Origin of the sequence: Micromonospora sp. NPDC049801, assembly GCF_040656575.1 — a bacterium.
Taxonomy (GTDB): Bacteria; Actinomycetota; Actinomycetes; order Mycobacteriales; family Micromonosporaceae; genus Micromonospora.
Map to the genome: position 1 here is coordinate 57107 of NZ_JBFAMS010000018.1, position 25054 is coordinate 82160.

21 protein-coding genes, 1 tRNA gene and 1 pseudogene are annotated in these 25054 nt (G+C 72.0%); 10 read left to right on the forward strand and 13 right to left on the reverse strand.

Annotation, left to right across the window (positions count from 1 at the left end; translation table 11 throughout):
- Nucleotides 1-9 precede the first annotated feature (9 nt).
- Both AB0I89_RS27880 and AB0I89_RS27885 read left to right on the forward strand, forming a co-directional pair.
- On the forward strand, nucleotides 10-2052 hold the full coding sequence (locus tag AB0I89_RS27880; protein WP_357132835.1) for a biotin carboxylase N-terminal domain-containing protein: 2043 nt from the start codon (nucleotides 10-12) through the stop codon (nucleotides 2050-2052).
- Nucleotides 2052-3215, forward strand: a complete 1164-nt coding sequence (locus AB0I89_RS27885) for an acyl-CoA dehydrogenase (RefSeq protein WP_357132837.1) — start codon at nucleotides 2052-2054, stop codon at nucleotides 3213-3215. Before AB0I89_RS27880 ends, AB0I89_RS27885 begins: the two co-directional genes overlap by 1 nt.
- Here the strand turns inward: AB0I89_RS27885 and AB0I89_RS27890 are convergent.
- On the reverse strand, nucleotides 3209-4306 hold the full coding sequence (locus tag AB0I89_RS27890) for a hypothetical protein (protein WP_357132839.1): 1098 nt from the start codon (nucleotides 4304-4306) through the stop codon (nucleotides 3209-3211). The genes AB0I89_RS27885 and AB0I89_RS27890 overlap by 7 nt on opposite strands.
- Nucleotides 4303-5244 carry a transporter substrate-binding domain-containing protein gene (locus AB0I89_RS27895; RefSeq protein WP_357132841.1) on the reverse strand — a complete coding sequence of 314 codons (942 nt, stop codon included), beginning with the start codon at nucleotides 5242-5244 and terminating at the stop codon, nucleotides 4303-4305. The genes AB0I89_RS27890 and AB0I89_RS27895 overlap by 4 nt, the downstream gene beginning before the upstream one ends.
- Nucleotides 5245-5413: 169 nt before the next feature.
- On the opposite strand from AB0I89_RS27895, the gene AB0I89_RS27900 reads away from it, so the two are divergent.
- Complete coding sequence (locus AB0I89_RS27900) at nucleotides 5414-5755, forward strand: hypothetical protein (protein ID WP_357132843.1); 342 nt, start codon at nucleotides 5414-5416, stop codon at nucleotides 5753-5755.
- Here the strand turns inward: AB0I89_RS27900 and AB0I89_RS27905 are convergent.
- The 7 genes from AB0I89_RS27905 to AB0I89_RS27935 form a co-directional block, all read right to left on the reverse strand.
- On the reverse strand, nucleotides 5742-7250 hold the full coding sequence (locus tag AB0I89_RS27905; protein WP_357132845.1) for a serine/threonine-protein kinase: 1509 nt from the start codon (nucleotides 7248-7250) through the stop codon (nucleotides 5742-5744). The two genes, AB0I89_RS27900 and AB0I89_RS27905, sit on opposite strands and share 14 nt — an antisense overlap.
- A 30-nt stretch (nucleotides 7251-7280) precedes the next feature.
- On the reverse strand, nucleotides 7281-7736 hold the full coding sequence (locus AB0I89_RS27910; protein ID WP_357132847.1) for a hypothetical protein: 456 nt from the start codon (nucleotides 7734-7736) through the stop codon (nucleotides 7281-7283).
- A gap of 146 nt (nucleotides 7737-7882) precedes the next feature.
- A complete protein-coding gene (locus AB0I89_RS27915; RefSeq protein ID WP_357132849.1) occupies nucleotides 7883-11512 on the reverse strand; it encodes an adenylate/guanylate cyclase domain-containing protein in 3630 nt (1209 codons plus the stop codon).
- Entirely contained in the window at nucleotides 11509-12336 is an 828-nt protein-coding gene (locus AB0I89_RS27920; RefSeq protein ID WP_357132851.1) for an MBL fold metallo-hydrolase, read from the reverse strand. The genes AB0I89_RS27915 and AB0I89_RS27920 overlap by 4 nt, the downstream gene beginning before the upstream one ends.
- Nucleotides 12337-12449: 113 nt before the next feature.
- The gene (locus AB0I89_RS27925; RefSeq protein ID WP_355052533.1) at nucleotides 12450-12911 is read right to left on the reverse strand and encodes a RidA family protein; all 462 of its coding nucleotides are present in this window, start codon (nucleotides 12909-12911) and stop codon (nucleotides 12450-12452) included.
- 55 nt (nucleotides 12912-12966) lie between these two features.
- A complete protein-coding gene (locus AB0I89_RS27930) occupies nucleotides 12967-13122 on the reverse strand; it encodes a DUF4177 domain-containing protein (RefSeq protein ID WP_007466198.1) in 156 nt (51 codons plus the stop codon).
- A 44-nt stretch (nucleotides 13123-13166) separates the two neighbouring features.
- Nucleotides 13167-13652, reverse strand: coding sequence for a hypothetical protein (locus AB0I89_RS27935; protein WP_357132853.1), 486 nt, complete (start codon nucleotides 13650-13652; stop codon nucleotides 13167-13169).
- 882 nt (nucleotides 13653-14534) lie between these two features.
- Between AB0I89_RS27935 and AB0I89_RS27940 the strand changes: the two are divergent.
- The 3 genes and pseudogenes from AB0I89_RS27940 to AB0I89_RS27950 form a co-directional block, all read left to right on the forward strand.
- Nucleotides 14535-15068: pseudogene (locus AB0I89_RS27940) on the forward strand (hypothetical protein); the annotation flags it as partial.
- 26 nt (nucleotides 15069-15094) lie between these two features.
- Nucleotides 15095-16072 (forward strand): ArsA-related P-loop ATPase, encoded by a 978-nt coding sequence (locus AB0I89_RS27945; protein ID WP_357132855.1) that lies wholly within the window; start codon nucleotides 15095-15097, stop codon nucleotides 16070-16072.
- Nucleotides 16073-16129: 57 nt separating this feature from the next.
- Nucleotides 16130-17278: an ArsA-related P-loop ATPase gene (locus tag AB0I89_RS27950; protein WP_357132857.1), complete on the forward strand. Its 1149-nt coding sequence runs from the start codon at nucleotides 16130-16132 to the stop codon at nucleotides 17276-17278.
- A gap of 6 nt (nucleotides 17279-17284) precedes the next feature.
- On the opposite strand, the gene AB0I89_RS27955 is transcribed toward AB0I89_RS27950, so the two are convergent.
- Nucleotides 17285-17605 (reverse strand): WhiB family transcriptional regulator, encoded by a 321-nt coding sequence (locus AB0I89_RS27955; RefSeq protein ID WP_355052537.1) that lies wholly within the window; start codon nucleotides 17603-17605, stop codon nucleotides 17285-17287.
- Between the two features lie 403 nt (nucleotides 17606-18008).
- On the opposite strand from AB0I89_RS27955, the gene AB0I89_RS27960 reads away from it, so the two are divergent.
- Entirely contained in the window at nucleotides 18009-20447 is a 2439-nt protein-coding gene (locus tag AB0I89_RS27960; protein ID WP_357132859.1) for a penicillin-binding protein, read from the forward strand.
- Nucleotides 20448-20534: 87 nt separating this feature from the next.
- Here the strand turns inward: AB0I89_RS27960 and AB0I89_RS27965 are convergent, their stop codons facing one another.
- The gene (locus AB0I89_RS27965) at nucleotides 20535-20990 is read right to left on the reverse strand and encodes a GatB/YqeY domain-containing protein (RefSeq protein WP_355052539.1); all 456 of its coding nucleotides are present in this window, start codon (nucleotides 20988-20990) and stop codon (nucleotides 20535-20537) included.
- 25 nt (nucleotides 20991-21015) lie between these two features.
- On the opposite strand from AB0I89_RS27965, the gene AB0I89_RS27970 reads away from it, so the two are divergent.
- Nucleotides 21016-21909 carry a metallophosphoesterase gene (locus tag AB0I89_RS27970; protein WP_357132861.1) on the forward strand — a complete coding sequence of 298 codons (894 nt, stop codon included), beginning with the start codon at nucleotides 21016-21018 and terminating at the stop codon, nucleotides 21907-21909.
- Between the two features lie 159 nt (nucleotides 21910-22068).
- Nucleotides 22069-22145 (forward strand) — tRNA-Pro (locus tag AB0I89_RS27975).
- A gap of 61 nt (nucleotides 22146-22206) precedes the next feature.
- Here the strand turns inward: AB0I89_RS27975 and AB0I89_RS27980 are convergent.
- Entirely contained in the window at nucleotides 22207-23058 is an 852-nt protein-coding gene (locus AB0I89_RS27980) for a hypothetical protein (protein WP_357132863.1), read from the reverse strand.
- Nucleotides 23059-23151: 93 nt separating this feature from the next.
- Nucleotides 23152-23625, reverse strand: coding sequence for a hypothetical protein (locus tag AB0I89_RS27985; RefSeq protein WP_357132865.1), 474 nt, complete (start codon nucleotides 23623-23625; stop codon nucleotides 23152-23154).
- A gap of 127 nt (nucleotides 23626-23752) precedes the next feature.
- Between AB0I89_RS27985 and AB0I89_RS27990 the strand changes: the two genes are divergently transcribed.
- Nucleotides 23753-25036, forward strand: a complete 1284-nt coding sequence (locus tag AB0I89_RS27990) for an MFS transporter (RefSeq protein ID WP_357132867.1) — start codon at nucleotides 23753-23755, stop codon at nucleotides 25034-25036.
- The last annotated feature ends 18 nt before the right edge of the window (nucleotides 25037-25054 follow it).

Here is a 25054-nt window from a genome sequence, read left to right on the forward strand (position 1 = left end):
GAGTCGCCAATGATCACCAGACTGCTCGTGGCCAACCGGGGCGAGATCGCCCGCCGGGTCTTCGCCACCTGCCGGGCGATGGGCGTGCAGACCGTCGCCGTGCACTCGGACGCGGACGCCGACGCGCCCTTCGTCGCCGAGGCCGATCAGGCGGTCCGGCTGCCGGGCGCCACGCCGGCCGAGACGTACCTGCGGGTGGATCTCCTCCTGGACGCGGCGCGGCGCAGCGGCGCGGACGCCGTCCACCCGGGTTACGGGTTCCTCGCCGAGAACGCAGAGTTCGCGGCGGCGGTGACCGACGCGGGTCTGACCTGGGTCGGTCCGCCGGCCAAGGTCATCGCCGCGATGGGTGACAAGCTGGCGGCGAAGGCGCTGCTCGCCGAGGCGGGCGTGCCGATGCTGCCGAGCTGGACCGACACCGACCAGGCCACCGGCTTCCCGGTGCTGGTTAAGGCGTCCGCCGGTGGCGGTGGCCGGGGCATGCGGATCGTCCGGGACGCGGCCGAGCTCGCCGAGGCCGTCGCCTCCGCGCGGCGCGAGGCGGCTTCGGCGTTCGGTGACGGCACGGTCTTCATCGAGCGGTACGTCGAGCGCGGCCGGCACGTCGAGGTGCAGATCCTCGGCGACACCCACGGGACCGTGCAGGTGCTCGGCGTCCGGGAGTGCTCGATCCAGCGCCGGCACCAGAAGATCATCGAGGAGGCGCCCGGTCTGGTGCCAGCCGAGGTGCGGGAGCGTCTGCACGAGGCGGCCGAGGCCGCCGGACGAGCTGTCGACTATGTGGGCGCGGGCACTGTCGAGTTCCTGCTGACGCCCGACGGGGCGGTCTACTTCCTCGAGATGAACACCCGACTCCAGGTGGAGCATCCGGTCACCGAACTGGCCACTGCGGACGGGCTGGACCTGGTCCGGATGCAGGTGCTGGTGGCCGAGGGTGAGCCGCTGCCGGCGCAGCACCACGATCCCGACACCCGTGGCCACGCGATCGAGGTGCGGCTCTGCGCCGAGGAGCCGACGCAGGGTTGGCGGCCCGCCACCGGCACCCTGCACCGCTTCCAGGTGCCGGGCGTGGACCGCGAGTTCGGCTCGATCCAGCGAGCGGGCCTGCGACTCGACTCCGGCGTGGTGGCCGGCTCGGTGGTAAGCGTGCACTACGACTCGCTGCTGGCCAAGGTGATCGCCGTGGCCCCGACCCGGTCCGAGGCCATCCGCGCGCTCGCGGGCGCGCTGGCGCGGGCCGAGATTCACGGCGTCGCCACCAACCGGGATCTGCTGGTCCGGGTGCTGCGCAGCCCGGAGTTCACGGCCGGCGAGATCGACACCGGCTTTCTGGACCGGCACCCGGAGGTCTTCGCGCCGCTGCTCCCCGCCGACCAGCTCCCGGTCACCGCGCTCGCCGCCGCGTTGGCCGGCGCCGCACACCGCCGATCGACCGCACCGGTGCTCGCCGGCCTCCCCTCCGGCTGGCGCAACGTGCCGGCCGTCGGACAGGTCACCCGCTTCACCGGTCCGGACGGCGAGATCGAGGTCCACTACCGGCTCGACCGCACCGGCGGCCTGGTCGATTGGTCCGTCGCGCAGCACGCCGACCCGGACAACCCCGACGGACGCCGCGCCGCCGGCCAACCCGGCGCCCCTGACGGGAGCGCCGAGCGGCAGGTGGTCGAGCTGATCGAGGCCAACCCGGACCGCGTGGTCCTCGACGTCGACGGGGTGCGGCGGTCGTACCGCGTACACCGGGTGGGGTCGGAGATCTTCGTGGACGGTCCGGACGGGGCGGCGAGCCTGGCCGAGCTGCCGCGTCTGCCCCTGCCGACCGCGGAGCTGGCCGCCGGGTCGCTGCTCGCGCCACTGCCCGGCGCGGTGACCCGGGTGCACGTCGAGGTCGGCCAGCGTGTCGCGGCCGGCGACCTTCTGCTCACCCTCGAAGCGATGAAGCTGGAACATCCCGTGCTCGCCCCGACCGACGGCGTGGTCGCCGAACTGCCGGTGTCCGCCGGTGGTCAGGTACGGACGGGCGACGTGCTGGCCGTTATCGGAAAGGACCACTGATGAACTTCGACCTCACTTCCGAACAGGACCAGTTGCGCGACGCGGTACGGGCGCTCGGCCGCCGGTACGGGCACGGCTACTTCGTCGAGAAGGCGAAGGCCGGCGAGCACACCACCGAGCTGTGGGCCGAGGCGGGGCGGCTCGGCTACCTGGGGGTCAACATCCCCACCGAGTACGGCGGCGGGGGCGGCGGCATCACCGAACTGGCAATCGTCTGCGAGGAGTTGGCGGCGGCCGGCTGCCCGCTGCTGCTGTTGGTGGTGTCCCCCGCCATCGCGGCCACCGTGATCGCCCGACATGGCACCGAGGAACAGCGCAAACGGCACCTGCCCGGTCTCGCCGACGGCTCAGCGAAGATCGTCTTCGCGATCACCGAGCCGGAGGCCGGATCCAACTTCCACCGCCTCGGCACGGTGGCCCGCCGCGACGGCGACGACTGGGTGCTCAACGGCCGCAAGTGCTACATCTCCGGGGTCGACGAGGCGGGTCACGTGCTCGTCGTCGCGAGGACGGAGGACTCCGCCACCGGGAAGCTCAAGCCCGCGCTCTTCATCGTGCCGACCGACGCGGCCGGGCTGACCCGGTCCAAGCTGGACATGGAGATCGTGTCCCCGGAGAACCAGTTCCTGCTCTACCTGGACGACGTGCGGGTGCCCGCCGACGCGCTGGTCGGCGAGTCCCTCGACGCCGGGTTGCCGGCCCTGTTCAGCGGGCTCAACCCCGAGCGGATCACGGTGGCGGCGATGGGTGCCGGCACCGGCCGGTACGCCATCGAGCGCGCCAGCGAGTACACCGCCACCCGCAAGGTCTGGGGTGGCCGGAGCATCGGCTCGCACCAGGGGGTGTCGCATCCGCTGGCGCACGCGGCCGTGCAGGTGGAGCTGGCCCGCCTGATGATCCAGAAGGCGGCCACGCTGTACGACGCCGGCCGTGACCTGGAGGCCGGGGTGGCCGGCAACATGGCCAAGTACGCGGCCGGCGAGGCCGCCGCGCTCGCCGTGGACACCGCCGTGCAGGCCCTCGGCGGGGCCGGCATGACCACCGAGTACGGGGTGGCGACGCTGTTGGGCGCGGTGCGGGCGGGTCGGATAGCCCCGGTCAGCCGGGAGATGATCCTCAACTTCGTCGCCCAGCACGTCCTGGGTCAGGAGAAGTCCTACTGAGGCGCGGCGGGCGGCCCGGGGGCGCGGCAGGCGGCGTCGATGCGGTACACCGGGCGGACGCGGCGGCCCAGCCCTTCCAGCAGCGAGTCCTCGACGTGGAAGTCGTGGATGCGCAGCCGGTGCCGGGGCAACTCCTCCTCGCTCGGGCAGAGCACCTGCGCCCGGACGAGTCCGACGGGCACGTACCGGACCCCACCCCGCTCCTGCAGGATCACCATGTTGACATCGTCGGTGGTCACCACGTGCCCTCGTACGTCCTCGGTCGGGCCGTTCTCGGCGCCCACCGTGGTGACGGTGAGCGGTAGGACCGGTGTGCTGATCACCGGCAGCGCGGCCCAGAGCAGCATGGCCAGCACCGCCACCTCGGTCACCGACGCCAGCGGACGGATGACCACGCCGGGCAGCGGCCCGGCGATGAACAGCGCCAGCACCGGCGGGACCGTCAGCAGCGCCAGCACCAGCAGGTCACCCTCCGCGCCGGCGGCGCGCAGCGTGGGCACCATCAGCCACCCGTACCCGGCGAACAGCGCGATGATCGCCAGGAACCGGGGTACGACCCATTCGTGCAACCGCTCCGGCCGGAGCTGGAACGCGGCCGCGAACGCGGGCAGCAGCAGCGGCAGGTAGAGCAGCGGCCAGGTGAGCAGGGCGAGCAGAAAGCTGGCCAGCACGAACCAGGCCGGGGTGAGGTCCGCCCAGCGGGCGAAGAGTGGACGACGTCGGGTGCCGGGTGGCAGGCGCTCCACGCTCACGGCCAGCACCGCGCCGAGCGCGAAGACGGCGACCAGCCCGGTGGAGAGCAGTCGGGCCGCGGTGGTGAGGAAACCCGCGAGCAGGTTGACCGTCCCGACGTTGGCGACCAGCAACAGGGTGGTCTGTAGCTCGCCGCCCGCCTCCACGCCGAGCCGGAGCACCGAGAAGATCGCCGGCACGCCCACGACTGCGGTCCAGAACGACTGGCTGGCCCGCGCCCGCCGTTCCGACGGGTCCCAGGGCACGCGCCCGGGCTCGACCTGGGCCGTCGGCTCGACCGGCACCGCCGCACGGGGCGGTGGAACCGGGCCGTCGGTGGCGGTCGGCGTCGTGCTCACGACGAGGGCGACTTGTCGTCGAAGTCCACCAGTTTCGGCACGTTCAGCGGCTGCGGCTGACGCTTCTCGACGTGCAACCACGGCCCGAGGGTGCTGTTGTACGCGATCTGCCAGGGGCTCGCCTCCCCGTTGCGGCCCATCTGGTAGCTCTTCTGCAGGAAGTACGCGACGAGGTCACGCAGCGCGGGGTCGCCGATCGGCACGCCGATGCCCAGCAGTTCGCTGGTGCCGAACGGCATGTCGACGACCTCGAACTCCCTCGGGTAGATGGACAGGAAGCCGGCGAGGATCGTCTCGTCGGAGCTGACCGCGTCGTACCGGCCGCGCCGGATACCGTCGACGCAGTCCCCCACGTCCTTCACCACGAACGTTCTGACCTGGTGCTTCTCCAGCTCGGCCTCCGTGGTGGACCCACCGCTGGTGCAGACCTTGTAGGCCGGGTCACGCAGGTCCTCAATGGTGCGGATCTTGTCCTTGAGCCGGACCGGCACCATCACCTCCTGGGTGGTGACGAAGTACGGGCCGGCGAAGCTGACCAGCTTCTCGCGCTCCTCGGTCATCGAGAAGCTGGACACCACAAGATCCACCGTGCCGCCCTGCAGCGCCGGGATGCGGTTCTCGGTGGCCACCGACACGAACTCCAGCCGCTGCTCGCCCTGGTAGCCCAGCGAGGCCGCGATGTACTTGCCGATCTCGACGTCGAAGCCGACGTGCTGGCCGTTACGCAGGTCGCCCATCAGCGGCTCCTTGGTGGCGACGCCGATGCGCAGCGTCGACTGACCGAAGGTGTGCGACTCCCGCAGTTTCTGCTGGACCGACGGCAGATCCGGCTCCTTGCGGCTGTCGCATCCGGCCGCAGCGGCCAGGGTGAGGGTCAAAGCGACCGCCAGCGTCGTCGCGACCGAGCGGAGCCGGGACCGGGGTGGGCGTACGTTCATGGGCGACCTCGCTGACGGAGCAGCCTGCGGAACACCGAGAGTAGCGAGGCGAGTCCACTGCGTACGCGATCCGATCGGTCAGGTCGACCCAACCGTTTGATCGACGCCGCTCGGCGTGGCGGATCGCCTCTGCGGTTGACAGCGAGCCGGGCCACGACATGCTGGAAGGGTGAATCGACTCTCCAGGATCGATGCGCGGATGGTGGCGGCGGTCGCGGCCCCGGGTGCCCTCGCGCTGCTGATCCTGCTGGTCGTCCTGCGCCGGCAGGACCTTGTCGGGGTCGTTCTCGCGCTGTTGTGCGTGCTGCTGGCGACGGTCGCCACCGTCGCCGTGTCGGCCGCCCGCCAGCGTGACGAACCGGAGCCGGCGGAGCAGCCGAACCCCACCGCCCCACCGGACCTGATGCCGTACGGCATCGACGCGGACACCCTCGACGCGCTGGACAGCCGGGACGCGTTGCGTGCGGTGCGTGACCGGGGACGGACGCGCGGCGGGTTCAGCGACCGGTGAGAGTGGGGGCGGTGAGCGCGTCGACGCCCCGGCCGGCCAGGCAGCGGTAGACCCGGTCGACGTTGCCGTCGACGGGCGGCAACACCTCCAGGTGCCAGCCGGCCGGCTCGGTGATCTCGGTGGTCAGCCGGAACGTCGTGGCGCTGCACACCTGTCGTACCTGCTCGGCGGCGACCACCTCGTCGTGGTCCGCGCCCACCAGCGGCACCGGCAGGATGCCCTCGGCGTACGCCTCCCAGGTGTGCCGGCCGTCGCAGGGGACCCGGGCCGCCTCCGCACGTTCGCCGCGGATGCGCACCGGGCCGAAGCACTCCAGTTCGGGCAGACAGCGGGCGCCACTGGGCAGTGCGGTCGGCACGCCGGCGCAACCGGGCAGCGGCCCGGTTGCCGGGGCCGCGACCCGGGTCACCGAGGGGGACGGGCTGGGCGGCCCGTCACTGCTGGCCACCCAGGCGCCGGTGGTGGCGGAGGCGGCGAGCGCCAGCACGCCGGCGCCGCCGAGGAACCAGCGTCGCCGCCAGCGCCGCCCGCCGGGCACGCCGGGGCGGGTGTCCTCGACCGGTGGACGGGGACCGGGCTGGCCCGTGCCGTACAGGCCGGATCGGGGCGAGCCACCGCCGATCGAGGCGCCGCCGCTGAGGGGGGCGCCACTCACCGGGGCGGCCGGCCCGCCGAACGGCAGGGTGGTGAGCAGGTCGTGCAGTTCGAGCGCGGACGGCCGCTCGCCCGGATCGTTGGCCATGCCGAGCCGCAGCACGTCGATCAGCTCGTCCGGCACGCCGGGCAGGGCGGGGATCGGCTGGTTGAACATCTCCAGCACGGTCACCAGACTGGGGTTGCGCTCGGACTGCCACCGCGGCGGTCGGCCGTGCATCACCGCGTAGAGGGTGGCGCAGAGCGCGTACACGTCGACGGCCGGCGATGGCGGGCTGTGGCTGAACATCTCCGGTGGCGCGTACGCCGGGGTGAGCACCTCCAGGGTGACCGAGGCGTCCCGGGCCTCGGCCAGTACGGCCAGCCCGAAGTCGGCAAGCACCGCCGAGTTGAAGTGTGAGTAGAGGATGTTCGCGGGCTTGACGTCCCGGTGCAGCACCCCGGCGCCGTGCGAATGGGCCAACGCGTCGGCGATCTTGATGCCGAGGTCGCGGGCCTCCACCGGCCCGAGCGGCGAGTTGCGCATCCGCTCGGCGTACGACCCGTCGCAGAGTTCCATGATCAGGTACGGGTGCTGGTCGACGGTCACGCCGACGTCGAAGAGGTCCACGACGTGCGGGTGCGACGACATCCGTCCGGCCGCCCGCGCCTCGCGCAGGAAGCGGGCCTGGTCGCGTTCGCTGTCCAGCGTGCGATTTTCGACCTTGACGGCGACCTCGCGGTCGACGGAGATCTGGGTGGCCTGGTAGACGGTGGCGTAACCACCTCGGGCAAAGACCCGCAAATCAGTCAGACCGGGCACGATCGGCACCGGCAGGCCGCCGGTCGGGGTGTCGGTCACCGCTCGAAAATACCCAACCCTGCCGGTGGCTCAGCGCACCGCGTCCGCCGAAGCGGCCGGCGCTGAAGCGGCAGAGGCGGGCGGCGTGCCCCGGCGAGCGTCCATCCGCAGGCCGACCGCGGTCGCCACCGCACCGAGCCCTTCCCACGCGGCCACGCCGAAGAACCTGTCGGGAGCGATGTCGGCCAGCACGGCGATGGTGAACACGGTGAAGGTGACCAACCGGAACACCACCGTGAACCGGTAGAACGACCGCCACTCGGTGACCGTAGCGAGCAGGTAGTAGACGCCCATGTTGAACGCCGCCATCGAGGACGCCAGCAGGAAGGTGCCGGTGTAGTCGCCGGCGGAACGCGTCGCCGGCACCTCGAACCCGAGCATGCGCAACTGCGCCTCCGGCCAGAGCAGACCGACGCCGCCCATCACGAGCGCCAGGACGCCGAAGACCGCGATGGTCCAGCCGGCGACGGAACGCGGCAGCTTCATGGTGGGCCTCCCCCAGGCACGGCGACGGTCACCACTGTGGAGCACCGCGCGGTGGTGACACGCTAGCCGCTCCCCGGGACAACCACATCCCCAGAACCGCCAAAACCCACCGAACCCCCACCCACCCGCGGGCGACGATCATGACGTTATTGCGTCGACACGCCGGCGTCGGTGGCAACAACTTCATGATCAGCGGGCGGGGGATTCGTGGGGGTCAGGCGTTCCTGGAGGGCTTTGGCGGCCCGTCGTTCGCTGCGCTGTTCCGTCGCGTACGCCAGGCGGACCGCCTCGTCGGCGCAGGACCGGGCCTCCTCCGGGTGGCCGCAGGCCGCCAACGCCTCGGCGAGCACGCTCGCCGCGATCACCTGACTGCGTACGTCCTCGGCGGGTGCGGCGACCGCCCGTCGGGCCCAGTCCAGCGCCTGCTCCCGCTGACCGTGGGCGAGCAGCGCCGACGCGTACCGGGCCATGGTCTGGCGGCGGGACAGGAGCAGGGAGGGCGTGGTGGCGGCGGCCGTCGCCACGGGGGCGAGCAGCCCGACCGCAGTCGCCGGATCGCCGGCCGCCAGTCGGGCGGTGGCCAGCAGCACCCGGGGCGCGACCTGCGCCGGCGCCTGCGGGTTGTGCGGCTCGACGGCCGTCAACACCGCCCGTGCGGCCTGCTCTGCGGTCTCGTGGTCGCCCATGTCCAGCGCCACGGAGCCGCGCAGCGTGCCGGCCATTCCGGTGAGCAGCGGGTGGGAGGTCTGCTCGGCGTACACCAGGGCGTCGGTGAGCAGGTCGGCCGCGTGTTCCGGCTCGCCCAGCCCACGCGCCACGACGGCCCGGACCACCAGCGCGAACCCGCGCCCCCAGTCATCGGAGGCGGCCGCGAACTCGCGGTACGCGCGGCGGGCCTCCCGGTCCGCCTCGGCCAGGTCGCCCAGCTCCGCGGTGGCGTACGCCGCGACCGCGCGCAGCGTACCCACCGCCCACGCCTCGCCCACCCGCTCGCCGAAGGGCAGGAAGACCTGCGCCAGGCGGCACGCCTCCCGCAGCCGACCGGCGAGCAGCCGGGCGAACGCGGTGGTGCCCCGCAGCCACGCCCGACCGTACGGGTCCTTCAGCTCGGCGAAGAGCCGTGCGGCCCGACCGAGCACGGCGTCGGTGCCGGCGAAGTCACCCCGGGTGGTGGTCACCCACGCCAGGTTCTGCAGCGACCAGGCCTGCCCGCGCCGATCCTGCGCGGCGAGGCTGACCTGGTACGCGGCGGCCAGCCGGCTGCTCGCCTGGCTCAGCCGACCGGCCACGAAGTCGCCCATGCCGAGCCGGCGCATGGCGGACGCGCGCAGCGTGGGCAGCCCTTCGGCGGTGGCCACCTGCAACGCCTCCTGCCAGGCGGCCTCCGCCCGGCCCTGCTCACCGAGGGTCTGCTGGGCCTGCCCGGCGAGCAGCAGGGCGCTGGCCCGGGTGGCGTCGTCCCCCGCGTTCGCGGCGATCTTCTCGGCGAAGGCGAGCGCGTCCACCACCCGACCGATCTGCAGCAGCGCGCGGGCGTGCACCACCCGGTCGGTCGCCGGCACCCCGTCGCGAGCCAGTTCGCTGGCGCGTTCGGCGTACTCGACGGCGAGGGCGGGCTCCCCGGCGGACAGTGAGCGGCGGGCGGCCCGGCCGAGTGCGGCGATCCCGAGCGGGACCACGGCGCGGGCCGGCGCGTCCGGTCGCAGTTTCACCGCGTCGGCGAGCGTGGCCGCCCGCTGCACGTGTGCGGCGACGAAGTCGTCGCGGGCCTCCTCCGAGAAGCCGCCCGCGGTGACACCCTCGGCCGGCGCGGCCCAGCGGGCCAACGCGGCGTGCCGCTCGGCCAACTCCGCCTTGCTCACCCCGGCGTACGCGGCCTCCCGCATGAGCGGGGTGGCGAACGCGTACCCGGAGCGGGTGCGGTGCAGCATGCGGCGTTGCAGCAGCTCCTCGACGGCGCGGTCGAACTCGACGGCGACCACCGCCGACGGCCTCCCGTCCCGGCGCTGCTCGCGGAGCGCTTCCAGCGCGCCCGTCGGCACGGTGTCGCCGACGACGGCGGCGTCGCGCAGCACGGAACGGGCGTCCGGAGGCAGCGCGTCGATCCGGGCGGCGAGGACGGCCGCGAGGTCCCGCGAGAGCAGCCGGCTGCCCAGCGAGCCGGGCACCAACCGCCAGCCGGACGAGTCCTGGTCCCGCGTGCCGGCGGCGGTGGTCAGCGCACCGCGCTCGATCAGCAGGGTGACCAACTCGGCCAGGTAGAACGGGTTGCCCTGGGCGGTGGCGAGCAGCCGGTCGGCGTCGGCCGGCGGCAACTTCCCGCCGCCGAGATAGCTGGTCAGCAGGCGGGCCGCGTCGGCGCCCCGCAGCGGCGGCAGGGAGTGCACCTCGGCGTCCGCGACACGGGTCAACGCACCGGCGGTACGGACCAGTTCGGGGCGGCCGAGCAGCAGGACGAGCACCGGGCCGGTGAGTCGGGAGAGGGTCGACCCGAGGGCGCTGATGGTCTCGGCGGTCGCGTCGTGCAGGTCGTCCACCACGATCACCAGCGGCGCTTCCGAGGCGAGCCCGCTGAGCAGGTCGGCCACGGCGTTCGGCACCGCCTCGGCGTCGGCGGCCGCCGCACCCGCGGCGCCCCACTCGCCGTTGTCGGTGCCGGAGTGCGCGGGCAGTTCGGCGTAGCCGAGCAGGGCGAGCAGTTGGTCGTTGGCGATCGGAGCCGTCTCACCCGAGCGGGCGAGACGCTGGCCGAGTCGGCGTAGCCGCTCCTCCACGGCCGGCCGGGTCAGCGCGGTGGCGGCGTCGCTGGGGAGACCGACGGCGGCACGGACCAGGTCGGCCAGGGGCGCGAGCCGACGCCGCTCGCCGAAGGCGGCGCAGCGTACCGACAACACCCGCGCGCCGGTGTGCGCCGCGTACCGGCCGGCGCCCACGTCGTACCCGGCCGCGAGGCGCTCCACCTCGGCGGCGAACCGGGACTTGCCGATGCCCGCCTCGGCGGTCATCAGCAGCACCCGCGGGTCACCCTGGTCGATCACCTCGGCGAGTCGGCCGGCGACCCGCCCGATCTCGGTCTCCCGGCCCACGTAGGGCGCCTCGTCGCCGAGACCCGAGCGGGTGCCCGGCGCGTCCAACAGGCCCAGCAGCTCGTACGCCTCGACCGGTTCCCGCTTGCCCTTGAGCCGCAGCGGGCGCAGCGCCCGCCAGGAGGCGACGTGCCGGGTGGCGGCGGCGGTGCGCCCGCCGGCGTAGACCGCGCCGACGGCAGCGGCGTCGGCCAGCCGGGCGGCGGTGTTCACCGTGTCGCCGATGACCGTGTACTCGATGGCGGCCTGGATACCCGCGATGACGTCGCCCGTGTTCAGGCCGACCCGCAGACCGAGCGGCGCGCCGCCGCCCCGCTCGTCGTCGAGCACCCGGCGCACCGCCCGCTGCATCGACAGGGCGGCCCGGACGGCCCGCTCGGCGTCGTCCTCGTGCGCCACCGGGGCCCCGAAGACCGCCATGATCCCGTCGCCGGTCAGCTTGTCGACGTGCCCGCCGAAGGTCTTGACGGCGCCGGCCAGGGCAGCGAGCACGCGGTCGGTGACCGCGCCGACGCGTTCCGGGTCGAGGTCCTCCGACCAGGAGGTGAATTCGGAGAGGTCACCGAAGAGAACGGTGACGACCCGGCGCTCGGCCGCCGGCAACGTGGCGGCCGCCGGTAGCGCGGCGCCGCAGTTGTGGCAGAACCGTGCGCCGGGGACGGCGACAGTTCCGCACACCGGGCAGGTCACGTGTGCTCCAACCCACTGACCCCCGGCGCGGATTCCCCGCTGTCGACGCCCAGATATTCGAGCTGGGCACGGACCGACCATTCCGCCGCCCACCAGAGCGAGCGGTCCACGTCCGCGTAGACCGCCGCCACCACGTCGGCGGGCGTCCGGGCGCCGGCGTCGACCGCCGACCGGACCTGGTCGAGCCGGGCCCGCCGGTGGGCGAGGTAGAACTCGGCGGCGGCGGCGCAGTCGGCCAGCGCCGGGCCGTGGCCCGGCAGCGCCGCGATCCCGGTGTACGCGGACAGCAGCTCGAGGCTGCCCAGGTAGTCGCCGAGGTTCCCGTCCGGGTGGGCTACCACCGTCGTGCCCCGGCCCAGGATGGTGTCACCGGTGAGCACCACCCGCTCGTCGCCGCGCTCGATGAGGAAGCAGACCGAGTCGGCGGTGTGTCCGGGAGTGTTCAGCAGGCGGATGCCGAGGGTGTCGTCGAGCGTGGTCTCGGCGCTCAGTGGCGTACCGCCGATGGTGTGCGCCGGGTCGGCGGCGAGGACCGGCGCACCGACCAGCTCACGCAGGCGGGCGGCGCCCTCGGTGTGGTCCGGGTGGCCGTGGGTGATGAGGATCAGGCCGATCGGGCCGTGCTCCGCGATCCGCCTCAGGTGCCCCTCGTCGGCCGGCCCGGGGTCGACCACCACGGCGTGGTCGGCGTCGGGCGCGCGCAGCACCCAGGTGTTGGTCCCGTCGAGGGTCATCGGCCCCGGGTTCGGCGCGCGCAGCAGCGAAACCCACGCCGGCAGCTCGCCAGCCAATGCCGCCACGGCCCCCGTCACGTGCCCGCTCATGGCTGCGATCGTACGACCCCGCCCGACACTCCCCGCGATCTTGCACTTCCTGCTGCTACTTCATGCCTGTTCACGGCATTCGTCGGGACAGGAAGTGCAAGATCGCGGTGGGGTCAGGCGACCTCGACGATCAGTTCGATCTCCACCGGGGCGTCCAGGGGGAGTTCGGCCACGCCTACCGCGCTTCTCGCGTGCCGGCCGGCCTCGCCGAAAACGGTGCCGAACAGGTCGGAGGCACCGTTGATCACGGCGGGCTGGCCGATGAACCCGGGGGCCGAGGCCACGAAACCGGTCACCTTAACCACCTTGACCACGTTCTCCAGGCCGACCAGCGAGTCGACCGCCGCCAGCGCGTTGAGCGCGCACCGCTGGGCCAGATCCTTGGCCTGCTCGGCGGAGATCCCCGCGCCGACCTTGCCGGTCGCCAGGAGCTTGCCCTCGGCGATGGGCAGCTGGCCCGAGACGTACACGTGCTGCCCGGACTGCACGGCCGGCACGTAGCTGGCCACCGGCGGCACCACGTCGGGCAGCTCGAGGCCCAACTCGGCGAGCTTCGCGTGGGGGCCGTTGCTCATCGCGTCACCTCGCCGTTCGCGATCGCGGAGCGTCGCCGCGCCGGAGTCCCGGCGCTCACGCCTTGGGCCGCTTCAGGTACGCCACGAGCTGGTCCGGATTCGGGCCGGGGACCACGGCGACGAGTTCCCACCCGTCCTCACCCCAGTTGTCGAGGATCTGCTTGGTCGCGTGGACCAGCAGAGGGACCGTGGAGTATTCCCACTTCTGCATCGCTGGAGGGCTCCCTCGTGGTGCGGACTTCGTCGAGGCACAGCCTACGGTCCGCTGGCCGGGCGGGGCGCGGGACGTTGCTCCGGCGTGGCCGGCAGCTCTCCACAGGGCCCCTCGTGCCCGTACCCCTGCGGGCAACGCGAGCGGTCGGGCAGCAACAGGTCGCAGAAGACCCGGTGCCGGTTGTTCTGGTCGTCCGCGTTGGACACGGTCGTCTCACCCGCGTCCAGTTCCGGCAGGAAGCCCAGCGACACCGCGACCCGCCCGGCCAGCAGGGTCGCCGCCGCCAGATCGGGCACCCGGATCGGCAGGTGGATGACGAAACCCGGCTCGTCGTCGTCCCGCGACCGCTCGACCGGTCGGTTCGACGCTCGGGCGATCTCCGGCGGCTCCGAAACCCGGCGGTACGACCGCTCGTTGATGGGCAGGTTGCCGACCAGCCCGCCGGCCACCTCACCCGTGGACCCGAGCCGCCGTTGCCGGTCGTTCGTCGGGAACTGGGTGCGAGGGATGTTGTCCGCGTCGCGCATGAACTGCCTCCGGTCGTACCTCTCGGATCACGCTTCCGGTCGGGCTCAACCAACCGTTCCGGTCCCCCGCACCGGGACGAAGGTAGGTCCAGGGGGGCGGTCTCGCCAACAGGACGCGCACGATCAGTCACCCAGAGTCACATATGTGACAGACCGGGGGCAGGAATCCCGACTGCGTCGGATGTCACCATCCGCTTCTCCGGCTCGAGAAGTGACGTACGGCGCGGTAGGGGCGACACCGAACCGGCGGTCGGCCGCTACCCTCTCGGTCGGACGGTCGCGCAGCGCCCGGCCGCCCGCTCGATCTCGCTCGGCGCCCGGGGTGGCGGCCGGGCGCCGCACCCCCGGGGGAACGAGATGACCCAACCGCCCAGCGGCGACCAGGCCGGCCCGCGCGCTCTTCCGCCGGCCCACCCGGACCCCACCGGCCAGCCCGACGCGGCGACCAGCCCCGGACAGTCCGACCCGACGACCTCCACCGGCGAGTCCGGCTCGCCGACCACACCGGCCCAGCCCGCTATCCCGGCCCAGCCCGGCCCGTCGGCCCAGCCCGGCCAGCCCGCCGGGGCCAGCCCGCCGGCGTTCCCCGCTCAGAGCGCCGGGTCCGGCCCATCCGCCCCCGGCGGGCAGCTCGCCCTCCCCGGCCAGCCCTTCTCCGGCCAGCCAGTCCCCGGTCAGCCCCTCTCCGGCCAGCCCGTCTCCGGTCAGCCACTCTCCGGTCAGCCTGTCTCCGGCCAGCCTGTCTCCGGTCAGCCACTCTCCGGCCAGCCCGTCTCCGGCCAGCCACTCTCGTCCGGTCAGCTCGGGGCAGGGGCGTTTCCCGCGCAGCCCGGAGCGTCGGCCGCGCCCGCCCCGCCCGGTGGCGTCCCGCAGAACGGGGGCCCGGCCGACACGTCGGCGCTGCCCGTCTCCCCGGGCGCGATTCCGCCGCCCCCGCCCGGCTACCCGCCGTACGCCGGCACCGCCGAGCCGAAGAAGAAGCGCGGTCTGCTGATCGCGGTCATCGCGCTGGCCGTGATCATGGTGCTCTGCGTCGGTGGTGGCGTCGTGACGTTCCTGACCCTGCGCAACGCCGAGTCCGGCGAGGGCGCGAAGGAGCCGGCGGTCGCCGTCGACGAGTTCCTCACCGCCGTCTACAAGGATCGGGACGCCGGCAAGGCCGCCGAGCACGTCTGCGCCGCCTCGCGCGACGACAAGAAGATCGCCGCCAAGGTGGCCGAGGTGGAGAAGTACGCCGCCACGTACCAGAACCCCCGATTCAAGTGGACCACCCCGAAGGTCGACAACCAGACCGGCGACCGGGCCACCGTCTCCACCCGGGTCACCATGACCACGGCCGACGAGAAGGTTGCCGACCAGGACCTGCGCTTCACCGTGGTGCAGAAGACGGGTTGGTGGGTCTGCGAGGTCGCGTGACCCGTCGCCCTGGATAGGCTCGACAGGTGCGTGCACCTGAGCGGCCGTCCGACCCGGCCGGTAGCGGATGGTCGGCCCGCCTCCACGTCGTGACCGGCAAGGGCGGCACCGGCAAGACCAGCGTGGCGGCGGCGCTGGCCCTGGCGCTGGCCGCCGGTGGCCGGCGCACCCTGCTGGTGGAGGTCGAGGGCCGACAGGGCATCGCCCAACTCTTCGGCCTCGACCCGATGCCGTACGAGGAGCGACACCTCGCCGACGCGCCGGACGGCGGTGAGGTGCGCGCGCTCGCGGTGGACGCCGAGGAGGCCCTGCTCGAATACCTCGACATGTTCTACAAGCTGGGCGCGGCGGGGCGGGCGCTGCGCAAGCTGGGGGCCATCGACTTCGCCACCACCATCGCCCCGGGCCTGCGGGACGTGCTGCTCACCGGCAAGGTGAAGGAGGCCACCACCCGTACCTCGGGGCAGCGGCGCGCGTACGACGCCGTGGTGCTGGACGCGCCGCCCACCGGTCGGATCGGTCGTTTCCTCAACGTGACGGCCGAGACGGCCCGGCTCGCCAAGGTCGGCCCGATCAAGACCCAGAGCGAGGGGGTCTCCGCCCTGCTGCGCTCCCCGATGACGGCCGTGCACGTGGTCACGCTCCTGGAGGAGATGCCGGTGCAGGAGACGGTCGACGCCATCGCCGACCTGACCTCCCTCGGCTTCGGCATCGGGAAGGTGATCGTCAACGGCGCCCGGCCCTCGTTGCCGGCCGGACCGGCGGTCACCGCGGCGGACCTGCGCCGGGGTCTGGTCGCCGCTGGACTGCCGGCCGATCAGGACATCGTGGCCGGATTGCACGACGAGGCACGGGACCAGCTCATCCGGCGCGAACTGGAGGATTCCCTCCGCGCCGACCTGGTGGAGCTGGGGCTGCCGATGGTCGAGCTGCCGTTGCTGCCGGACGGGGTGGACCGGACGGGCCTCGCGACCCTGGCCCAGGCCCTCGTCCACGCCGATTGACTCACACCTGAGCGCAGCACGGGCGCATGGACCGACGCGGCCCGATACGCTCGATTGGTGCCTTCCGAAGACGCGGCGCCGCAGCTGGACGTCGACCAGATCCTCGCCGACCCGGGCGTGCGGATCGTCGTGTGCTGCGGTGCCGGCGGGGTGGGAAAGACGACCACGGCCGCCGCGCTGGCGCTGCGGGCCGCCGAGCAGCACGGCCGCCGCACGGTGGTGCTCACCATCGACCCGGCCCGCCGGCTCGCCCAGTCGCTGGGCCTGACCGAGCTGGACAACACGCCCCGGCAGGTCAAGGGCATCGACGTCGAGGCCAGCGGCGGTGAGTTGCACGCCATGATGCTGGACATGAAGCGCACCTTCGACGACGTGGTCCTTGCGCACACCGACCCGACGAAGGCCGCGGAGATCTTCGCGAACCCGTTCTACCAGGCCATGAGCTCGACGTTCGCCGGCACCCAGGAATACATGGCGATGGAGAAGCTGGGCCAGTTGCACGCGCGCGGCGAGTGGGACCTGATCGTGGTGGACACCCCGCCGTCCCGCTCGGCGCTGGACTTCCTGGACGCGCCGGCCCGACTCTCCCGCTTCCTCGACGGTCGGATGCTGCGCCTGCTGCTGGCACCGGCGCGCAGCGGCGGGCGGAGCATGTTCAGCCTGGTCACGGCGTCGTTCGGGATGTTCTCGAAGGTGGTGCAGAAGGTCCTCGGCGCGCAGCTGCTCACCGACCTGTCCGGCTTCGTGGCCGCACTCGACTCGATGTTCGGGGGCTTCCGGCAGCGGGCCGAGCAGACGTACCGGATCCTCCAGGCGGGGGAGACGGCCTTCCTGCTGGTCGCGACGCCGGAGCCGGACGCGGTCCGGGAGGCCGCCTACTTCGCGGGCCGCCTGCGCGAGGAGAAGATGCCGCTCGCCGGCCTGGTGCTCAACCGGGTGCACCGCCCGGTGGTTCCGAAGCTGGACGCCGAGCGGAGTCGCGCCGCCGCGGAGCGGTTGGCGGAGCTGGGTGGACACGAGGGCACCGCCGACGTGCTGCGGGCGCACGCGGCGCTGGCGCGTCAGGCGGTACGCGAGCAGCAGGTCGCCGCGCGGTTCACCGAGGCGTTCCCGGCGGTGCCGGCGGTGTCGGTGACGGCGCAGCCCGCCGACGTGCACGACGTCGACGGGCTACGGACGATCGGCGCGGCGATCAGCCGGTCGTGAGCGGCGTCAGGTTGCCGCGGTGACCAGGATCTTGTCCTTGCCGGCCTGGTCCTTGCTGTTCTTCTTCATCGCTGCCTCGAACATCTTGCGCCAGCTCGTCACCTGCGGGTGACGACGCAGCAACGCTCGGCGTTCCCGTTCGGTCATACCGCCCCACACACCGAACTCGATCCGGTTGTCCAGCGCGTCGGCCAGGCACTCGTACCGAACTGGGCAGCTTCGGCAGATCCGCTTGGCCACGTTCTGTTCGGCGCCCTGTACGAACAACGCGTCCGGGTCCCCGTTCTGACACGCCGCCAGCGACGGCCAGTCAGTGATCATGCCCATGTGTACTCGTCCCCCCTTGCAGTACCTACCGACCTCGTTGCACGGCAGCCGGCAATTTCCCCCCGATCGCCCGGCTCACCTTCCCCAAGGCGGCGCGGACGACATGTGGCGCTGTCGCCGCCATCATCATGCTCTGTAGTCGACTGATTACGCAACGTTGTCGGCGAAATCCATCATTCCGGACACTCCCGGCTTCCCGGGCTCTCGACCGCCGGTTACCCCGCCGAGGTCCACGAAAACGCTGCGCCGCCTTCACCAAACGGAGGAGACTCACGCCGATCACACGCAACCTCGTACCGGGGGTCATGCGTTTAGCACAACGAGGGCAGCGCGCGCAGGAAATGGGGAAAGACGCCCAGGCGCCCCTCGTTCCCTACTCGCGTACCATGCCGAGGTGACCTGGATGCGGAAACGTGACCACAATGTGCTGACCAACGCCGCATCGCTGGCCATCTGCGGCCTGTTGGCCGGCGTGGTGGTCGCTGCGGCGGCCTTCCCCGCGGTGGCGATGTCCGGACTGGCCGCGAAGGCCGGCGCTGAGACATTCGGCAACCTGCCAACGGAGCTGACGGTGGCCCGCGCGCCACAGATCAGCTATCTGTTGGCCTCGGACGGCAAGACACCGCTTGCGACGATGTATGACGAGAACCGCCGCGACGTGAAGCACGCCGACATCTCGCCGTACATGATCAAGGCCATCATCGCGGCCGAGGACCACGACTTCTACAAGCACAACGGCGTCGACATCAACGGTGTCGCCCGCGCGTTCGTCAACAACCAGAACGAGAGCGCCGGCCGCCAGGGCGCCTCGACGCTGACCATGCAGTACGTCCGGCTGGCGATCGCCTACTCGGCCACCCACCCGGCCGACGTGGTGGCGGCGACCGAGGACACCAGCGCCCGCAAGCTCCGCGAGATGCGCCTCGCCCTGCAGGTCGACAAGGAGTTCTCCAAGGACGAGATCCTGACCCGCTACCTCAACCTCGCCTCGTTCGGCAATGGCGCGTACGGCATCTACGCGGCCAGCCAGGTCTACTTCGGCAAGCCGCCGAGCAAGCTGAAGATCGAGGAAGCGGCGCTGCTGGCCGGCATGGTCAAGGCCCCGACGACGAACGACCCGACCACCAAGAGCGGTTACCCGCTGGCGCTGGACCGTCGTAACTACGTCATCCAGAACATGGTCGACACCAAGGCCATCACCCAGCAGGAGGCCGACGCCGCCAAGGCGGTCAAGCTGAAGGTCCAGGACAAGCGCACCCCGAACGGCTGCGTCGCCACCAACGTCAACAGCTGGGGCTTCTTCTGCGACTACTTCTACCGCTGGTGGATGCAGCAGCCGACGTTCGGCTCGACGCCGTACGACCGTGAGCGCCGGCTCAAGAGCGGCGGCTACACCGTCGTGACGTCGATCGACGTGCAGGCGCAGAAGGGCGCGGACAAGGCGGTCCGCAAGTCCAAGAGCGAGAACAGCAAGGAAGCCGCCATGGTCGCCGTGGTCGAGCCGGGCACCGGCCGGGTGCGGGCGCTCGCGGTCAACCGGCAGTTCAAGCTGGACGACCCGAAGCACCCGAAGAACAAGATCTCCAGCGATCCGGCGAAGAGCAAGCGGGGCATCAAGGGCAACTACCCGGCGACGGTCAACCCGCTGCTCACCGGCGGTGACGGCATCGCCGGCTACCAGGCCGGCTCGACGTTCAAGATCTTCACGATCGTGGCGGCCCTGGAGAAGGGCGTCCCGCTCAGCTACTCGATGAACGCGCCGCAGCAGTTCAAGTCGGAATACATCATCGACAGCAGCAGCGAAGCGGCCTGCCCCGGCACCCACTTCTACTGCCCGACCAACTCCGGCAAAAAGGCCGGTGGCGTGCAGAACATGTGGACCGCGTTCGCCCAGTCGGTCAACACGTACTTCGTGCCGCTGCAGCAGCAGGTCGGCGCGGAGAACGTGGTCGACGTCGCCAAGCGGGCCGGCATCCAGTTCCGGGCCAGCAACGACGCCAAGTTCGCCGCCACCAAGGACGCGGCCCACCAGTGGGGCGCATTCACCCTGGGCGTCTCCTCCACCACGCCGCTGGACCTGGCCAACGCGTACGCGACCCTCGCGGCGGACGGCAAGTACTGCGAGCCGATCCCGGTGCAGGAGATCCGCGACCCGGAGGGCAAGAAGCTGGACATCGCCAACCCGCGCTGTGAGAAGCGGTTCAGCACCGAGGTGGCCCGCGCCGCCGTCGACGCCGCCCGCTGCCCGGTCGGCGACAACTCCAAGACCAGCAAGTGCGGCAGCAGCCGTACGGCCGCCGCGGTGAAGGGCATCGTCGACGCGCCGGTGGCCGGCAAGTCCGGCACCACCGACTCGGAGAAGACGGCCGCGCTGGTCGCGATGACCAAGCAGTACGCGGTGGCCGGCATCATGGCCGACCCGGACTGGCCGCAGACGAACGTCAAGATGAAGCACTCCGAGAAGGACGGCATCAACCCGCCGGTGTACGAGACGCTGCGGGACGCCATGAAGGGCAAGCCGCGCATCAACTTCGAACCCCCGGGCCAGAAGATCTCCGAGGGTGACCAGCGCAGCATCCCCGACGTGAAGTGCCAGCCGGTCGACACCGCGAAGTCCCGGATCAAGGGCGCCGGCTTCGAGCCGGTCGTGTCCGAAACGAAGGTGGCGTCGTCCTGCCCGGCGGGCACCGCCGCCGGCACCAGTCCGGACGGGCGCACCATCAAGGGCGGCGTGGTCACCATCCAGATCAGCACCGGCGCCGGCGGCACTCCGCCGGACAGCAACAAGCCCGGGCAGCCCGGCAACCCGCCCGGCCGCCCCGGTAACCGTCCGGGCGGCTGAGGCCCGGCGACACCTGCGAACGGGCGGGCACCCTCTCTCGGGGGTGCCCGCCCGTTGCGTTGGGTCGAACCGGAGCCGCGTGGCGGATCAGAGGCCGAGCTGTCGCCGTACCTCGGCGGCCACCCGACCCCCCTCGGCCTGGCCGGCCACCGCGGCCTGGGCCGCCTTCATGGCCGGGCCCATCTGGGCCTTCCCGGTGAAGCCGCCCGCGGCGAGCGCCCCCGCGACCAGGTCGGTCAGCTCGGCATCCGAGAGCTGCTTGGGCAGGTAGCGGTCCAGCACCTCGCCCTCGGCGGTCTCCTTGGCGGCCTGCTCGGTGCGGCCCGCGTCGGCGAAGGCGGTGGCCGCCTCCCGGCGCTTCTTGGCCTCCTTGGTCAACACCGCGAGCACCTCGTCGTCGGTGAGCTCGCGCTTGGCCTTGCCGGCCACCTCGGCGGTGCCGACGGCGGCCAGGGCCATCCGCAGCGTGGAGGTCGTCAGCTCGTCGCGCGCCTTGAGCGCGGAACGCATGTCGGCGGTGAGGCGGTCCTTCAGCGTGCTCATGGACGGTCAAACTACCCTGAACGCCATGCGAAAGCGCACACTATTCCGCCTCGCCGCCGGAACCGCAGCGGTTGGAGCGACCACCCTCGCGTACGCGTCGCTCGTCGAGCGCAACCTGTTCACCCTGCGGCGGTACGACGTGCCGATGCTCCCGGCCGACGCGGAGCCGCTGCGCGTGCTGCACCTGTCGGATCTGCACATGATGCCCAACCAGGCCCGCAAACAGCGCTGGGTGGCGTCGCTGGCCGCCCTGGACCCCGACCTGGTGGTGGTGACCGGCGACAACATGGCGCACCCCGGGGCGGTGCCGGGCGTGCTGCGGGCGCTACAACCGCTGCTGGACTATCCGGGGGCGTTCGTGTTCGGCTCCAACGACTACACCGGTCCGGTGCTGAAGAACCCCTTCAGCTACTTCCTGCCCGAGCGGGAGTACACCGAGGGCGTCGAGTTGCCCTACGAGGAGCTACGCCAGGTCTTCACCGGCGCCGGCTGGGCAGACCTGAACAACGCCCGGACGAGCCTCAAGGCCGGCGGTCGCGAGCTGGACCTCGTCGGCGTCGACGACCCGCACATCGACCGGGACGACTACCCGGCCGTGTCGGGTCGGGTGGCGTCCTCCGCCGATCTGTCCATCGCCGTGACGCACTCCCCCGAGCCGCGGGTGCTCGACCAGATGGCCGCCGACGGCTTCGGCCTCCTGTTGGCCGGGCACACCCACGGCGGGCAGGTCTGCGTCCCGGGGTACGGGGCGCTGGTCACCAACTGCGGCCTGCCCCGCTCGATGGCGCGCGGTCTGCACCGATGGCCGGGCTCGGACTCGTGGCTGCACGTCTCCGCCGGCCTCGGCACCCACCCGACGGCCCCGGTCCGCTTCGCCTGCCCACCGGAGGCGAGCATCCTGACCCTGATCCCCCGCTAGGCTTGATCGACTCGACTTCCCGCAAACCGGCCCATCCGCCCGGACCGGACACCGCGCTTTCAAAGAAGGCGTGTCGATCACCCTCGTGACCGGGCTGGGGCGGCGGGGGTACCGAGTTTGACCATCGGAGCGGGTGGGCTACTATTTGTCGGCACGCCTCGGGGTGTGGCGCAGCTTGGTAGCGCGCTTCGTTCGGGACGAAGAGGTCGTCGGTTCGAATCCGGCCACCCCGACCAGAGGTAAGAGGGCACATCCGATCGATCGGATGTGCCCTCTGCGTATGTCGTCAGGCCGCGACTATCGACGTATCAACGCCTCGATACCCCGCAGTCGTTCGGCCAGTTCCGCTGCCGCCGACTGCGCGGACGCCAATGGCGGACCGAGTTGGGCGAGCTTTTGCACGTCCCGCAGCACCCGGGACTTCTGAATCGGCCGGTCCCGCGTCAGTTCCCGGACAAGGCGGTGCAGGAAGGCCATGTCGAGGTCGCCCAATGTGAGTTGGTCGAAGGCGGCGGCCGTCCGATCGACCAGTTCGTGTGTCTCGGTCAACATCTGGTCGGCCAGCCCTGGCCTCCGCGCGGCCGGCAGAGCGGTCAGGGCGGTCCCGGCCGTCGCCCAGGCGTCCCGCAGGCCGGACACGGTTGCCGGCAGGTGCCCGAGGACCACCGAGTAGAGCGGCCACGTGGCGGCGAGCAGTTGCAACTGCCCGGCCAGCGCCGTCGCGTGATCGGGCACGAGCGGCAGCATCTGAGCCCCGAGGATCACGTGTTGGAGATTGACGTCGTGCATGCCCTGCACGGCAGGGCCCGCCGCCGGTGCGGTGGCGGTGAGCGCCTCGGCGTACCCACGGGCCTCCCGTACGGCCTCGATCAGCTCCTCGCTGGCCAACCACTCCTGCCGGTACGACTCCTCACCGGCGACCAACTGTTGGATCACGACCAGCGCGATCGGCAACCCGAGTGCGGCGGTCGCCAGCGACGAGGCGACGTTCGTCAGGAACGGCCGGTCGGACCAGAAGCCCTCCCGATCCCCGAGCCATCCCGCGGCCAGCACCACCACGCCGACAGCCCAGGACACGAGCGCGAGCAACCGGACCGTTGGGCTGGCCGCCCGCCACGAGATCGGAGATCGGTTCTGTCGAGGTCGCACGCCCACCCCTGACGGAAACTGTGGTCGTCAGACGGCCGGAGCGTACGGCCAGCACCGTGACCGACAGCACCCCGAGTCGGGAGACGGACACCGTCAGTCGTGTCGCTCGGTGCGCTCGATCTCGCTGAACGCGGCGGCCAGGTAGTCGGCCAGCGGCGCACCCGTCACCGCCAACAGATCGGCCACGAGCAGCGGAGCATGCCGCGCCAGGGCGGACGCGCCGGGAGGCGAGTCGTCGCCCTCGGGGTCGTACACCCCCAACGCGCCAGCCAACAGTACGAGCACCACGTGCGGGTCCACATCCGAACGCCAGCGCGCCGCGTCCTGCACGCAGCGTGCCAGAACCTGGCGGATGTCGTCGCCGTCCAAGCCGTCCGGGTGGCTCTCCTCCAGCAGGAGCCGGACCACCGTGCCGAGCACCAGCCCGGACCGCTCGTCGGCCGCCAGGTCGTCCACCGTCTCGTCGTACGCCTGGTCGTCGCGGGCCTGGGCGGCGGCGACGGCTGCCGTGGCGGTCACCGCGATGGCGCGGGCGGACGCGGGCAGGTGTCGCCAGGTGCCGGTCATCGGGCCAGCATCGCAGACCGGGCCGACACCGGCGGACGTCGTGGCATTGGTCACGCCGCGCCGGGGCAGCGCGACGTTGGTCCAAAACGGTTCGCGTGCGTCACACCCACCGAACAGAATGCCGGACATGTTGCGCCGCGCCCTGCCTCGCCGTCCAGAAGCCCGCCGTATGCTCCTCGGCACCCTGCTGTCGGCGATCGGGCGTGGCCTGACCCTGCCGTTCCTGTTCATCTACCTGACCGACGTGCGGGGGCTCACCGACACCCGCGCCGGACTGGTGATCGGCTGGTACGGCGTCGTCACCCTGGCGCTGTCACCGCTGGGCGGGACGCTGATCGACCGGATCGGGGCGCGCCGGGTGGTGGTGCCGTGCCTGGTGATCGAGGCGATCGGCACCGGTTCGCTGGCGCTGGTCCACTCGACCGGCTCGGCCCTGCTCGTGATGACGGTGATCGCCATCGGCAGCTCGGCGATCTGGTCCGGCGGGAACACGATCCTCGCGTCGCTCACCGACGACGGCGAACGGCAACGCGTCTTCGGGCTGAACTTCGCGCTGCTCAACCTCGGCATCGGCATCGGCGGGATGACCTCCGGGGCGATCGTCGACACGGCGCGACCCGACACCTTCCAGACGATCTATCTGCTGGACGCGGTCAGCTATCTGATGCCGGCCCTGATCCTGCTGACCCTGCCGGGCGTCGGCCACCGACTCGGTCAACGCTCGACCGACGCCGGGCCGTCGAGCGGGGGCTACCTGACGGTGCTGCGGGACCGCCCGTTCCGCCGGCTCGTGATCTTCGGCCTGGTCCTCACCACCTGCGGGTACGCCCAGGTCGAGGTCGGATTCGCCGCGTACGCCATACGGGTCGCCGAGGTGAACCCCCGCGTCGTCGCCTGGGCGCTCGCGGGCAACACGGTGACGATCGTGCTCGCCCAACTGCTGGTCATCCGCCGGATCGAGGGCCGCAGCCGCACCGGCGCGCTCGCCGTGGTCGGGGCGGTGTTCGCCGCCGCCTGGCTGGTCCTCGGTGTCGCCGGCGTCGTCAGCACCGGCAACGCCCTGGTGGCCGCCCTGTGCGTGGTGGCCTGTTCGGCGATCTTCGGTTTCGGCGAGACGCTGCTGTCGCCGGTGATGCCGGCGCTCACCAACGCCCTGGCAACCGACGAACTGCGCGGCAGGTACAACGCCATGAGTTCGATGATCTTCGGCATCAGCGGGGTGATCGGTCCGGTGACCGCCGGCCCGCTCATCGGCGCGGCGAACGGCATGGTCTGGGTGGCGGTCGTCGTCGGCGGTTGCCTGGCCGCTTCACTCATCGCGCTCTCGCTGCGCCGGCTGCTCACCGTCGAGCAGGACGGCCGCGTGACGATCGTTCCGCCCACGCCCATCCCGGCACCCGCCTCCGCCTGACCCGCACCCGTGGGGCGC

What these genes read in the sequence shown, in the direction of transcription:
- AB0I89_RS27885 (WP_357132837.1), top strand. Translation starts at nt 2,052, where the DNA reads ATGAACTTCGACCTCACTTCCGAACAGGACCAGTTGCGCGACGCGGTA.
- AB0I89_RS27955 (WP_355052537.1), bottom strand. Translation starts at nt 17,605, where the DNA reads ATGGGCATGATCACTGACTGGCCGTCGCTGGCGGCGTGTCAGAACGGG.
- AB0I89_RS27895 (WP_357132841.1), bottom strand. Translation starts at nt 5,244, where the DNA reads ATGAACGTACGCCCACCCCGGTCCCGGCTCCGCTCGGTCGCGACGACG.
- AB0I89_RS27920 (WP_357132851.1), bottom strand. Translation starts at nt 12,336, where the DNA reads ATGAGCGGGCACGTGACGGGGGCCGTGGCGGCATTGGCTGGCGAGCTG.
- AB0I89_RS27990 (WP_357132867.1), top strand. Translation starts at nt 23,753, where the DNA reads ATGTTGCGCCGCGCCCTGCCTCGCCGTCCAGAAGCCCGCCGTATGCTC.
- AB0I89_RS27965 (WP_355052539.1), bottom strand. Translation starts at nt 20,990, where the DNA reads ATGAGCACGCTGAAGGACCGCCTCACCGCCGACATGCGTTCCGCGCTC.
- AB0I89_RS27925 (WP_355052533.1), bottom strand. Translation starts at nt 12,911, where the DNA reads ATGAGCAACGGCCCCCACGCGAAGCTCGCCGAGTTGGGCCTCGAGCTG.
- AB0I89_RS27935 (WP_357132853.1), bottom strand. Translation starts at nt 13,652, where the DNA reads ATGCGCGACGCGGACAACATCCCTCGCACCCAGTTCCCGACGAACGAC.
- AB0I89_RS27985 (WP_357132865.1), bottom strand. Translation starts at nt 23,625, where the DNA reads ATGACCGGCACCTGGCGACACCTGCCCGCGTCCGCCCGCGCCATCGCG.
- AB0I89_RS27910 (WP_357132847.1), bottom strand. Translation starts at nt 7,736, where the DNA reads ATGAAGCTGCCGCGTTCCGTCGCCGGCTGGACCATCGCGGTCTTCGGC.
- AB0I89_RS27880 (WP_357132835.1), top strand. Translation starts at nt 10, where the DNA reads ATGATCACCAGACTGCTCGTGGCCAACCGGGGCGAGATCGCCCGCCGG.
- AB0I89_RS27960 (WP_357132859.1), top strand. Translation starts at nt 18,009, where the DNA reads ATGCGGAAACGTGACCACAATGTGCTGACCAACGCCGCATCGCTGGCC.
- AB0I89_RS27930 (WP_007466198.1), bottom strand. Translation starts at nt 13,122, where the DNA reads ATGCAGAAGTGGGAATACTCCACGGTCCCTCTGCTGGTCCACGCGACC.
- AB0I89_RS27970 (WP_357132861.1), top strand. Translation starts at nt 21,016, where the DNA reads ATGCGAAAGCGCACACTATTCCGCCTCGCCGCCGGAACCGCAGCGGTT.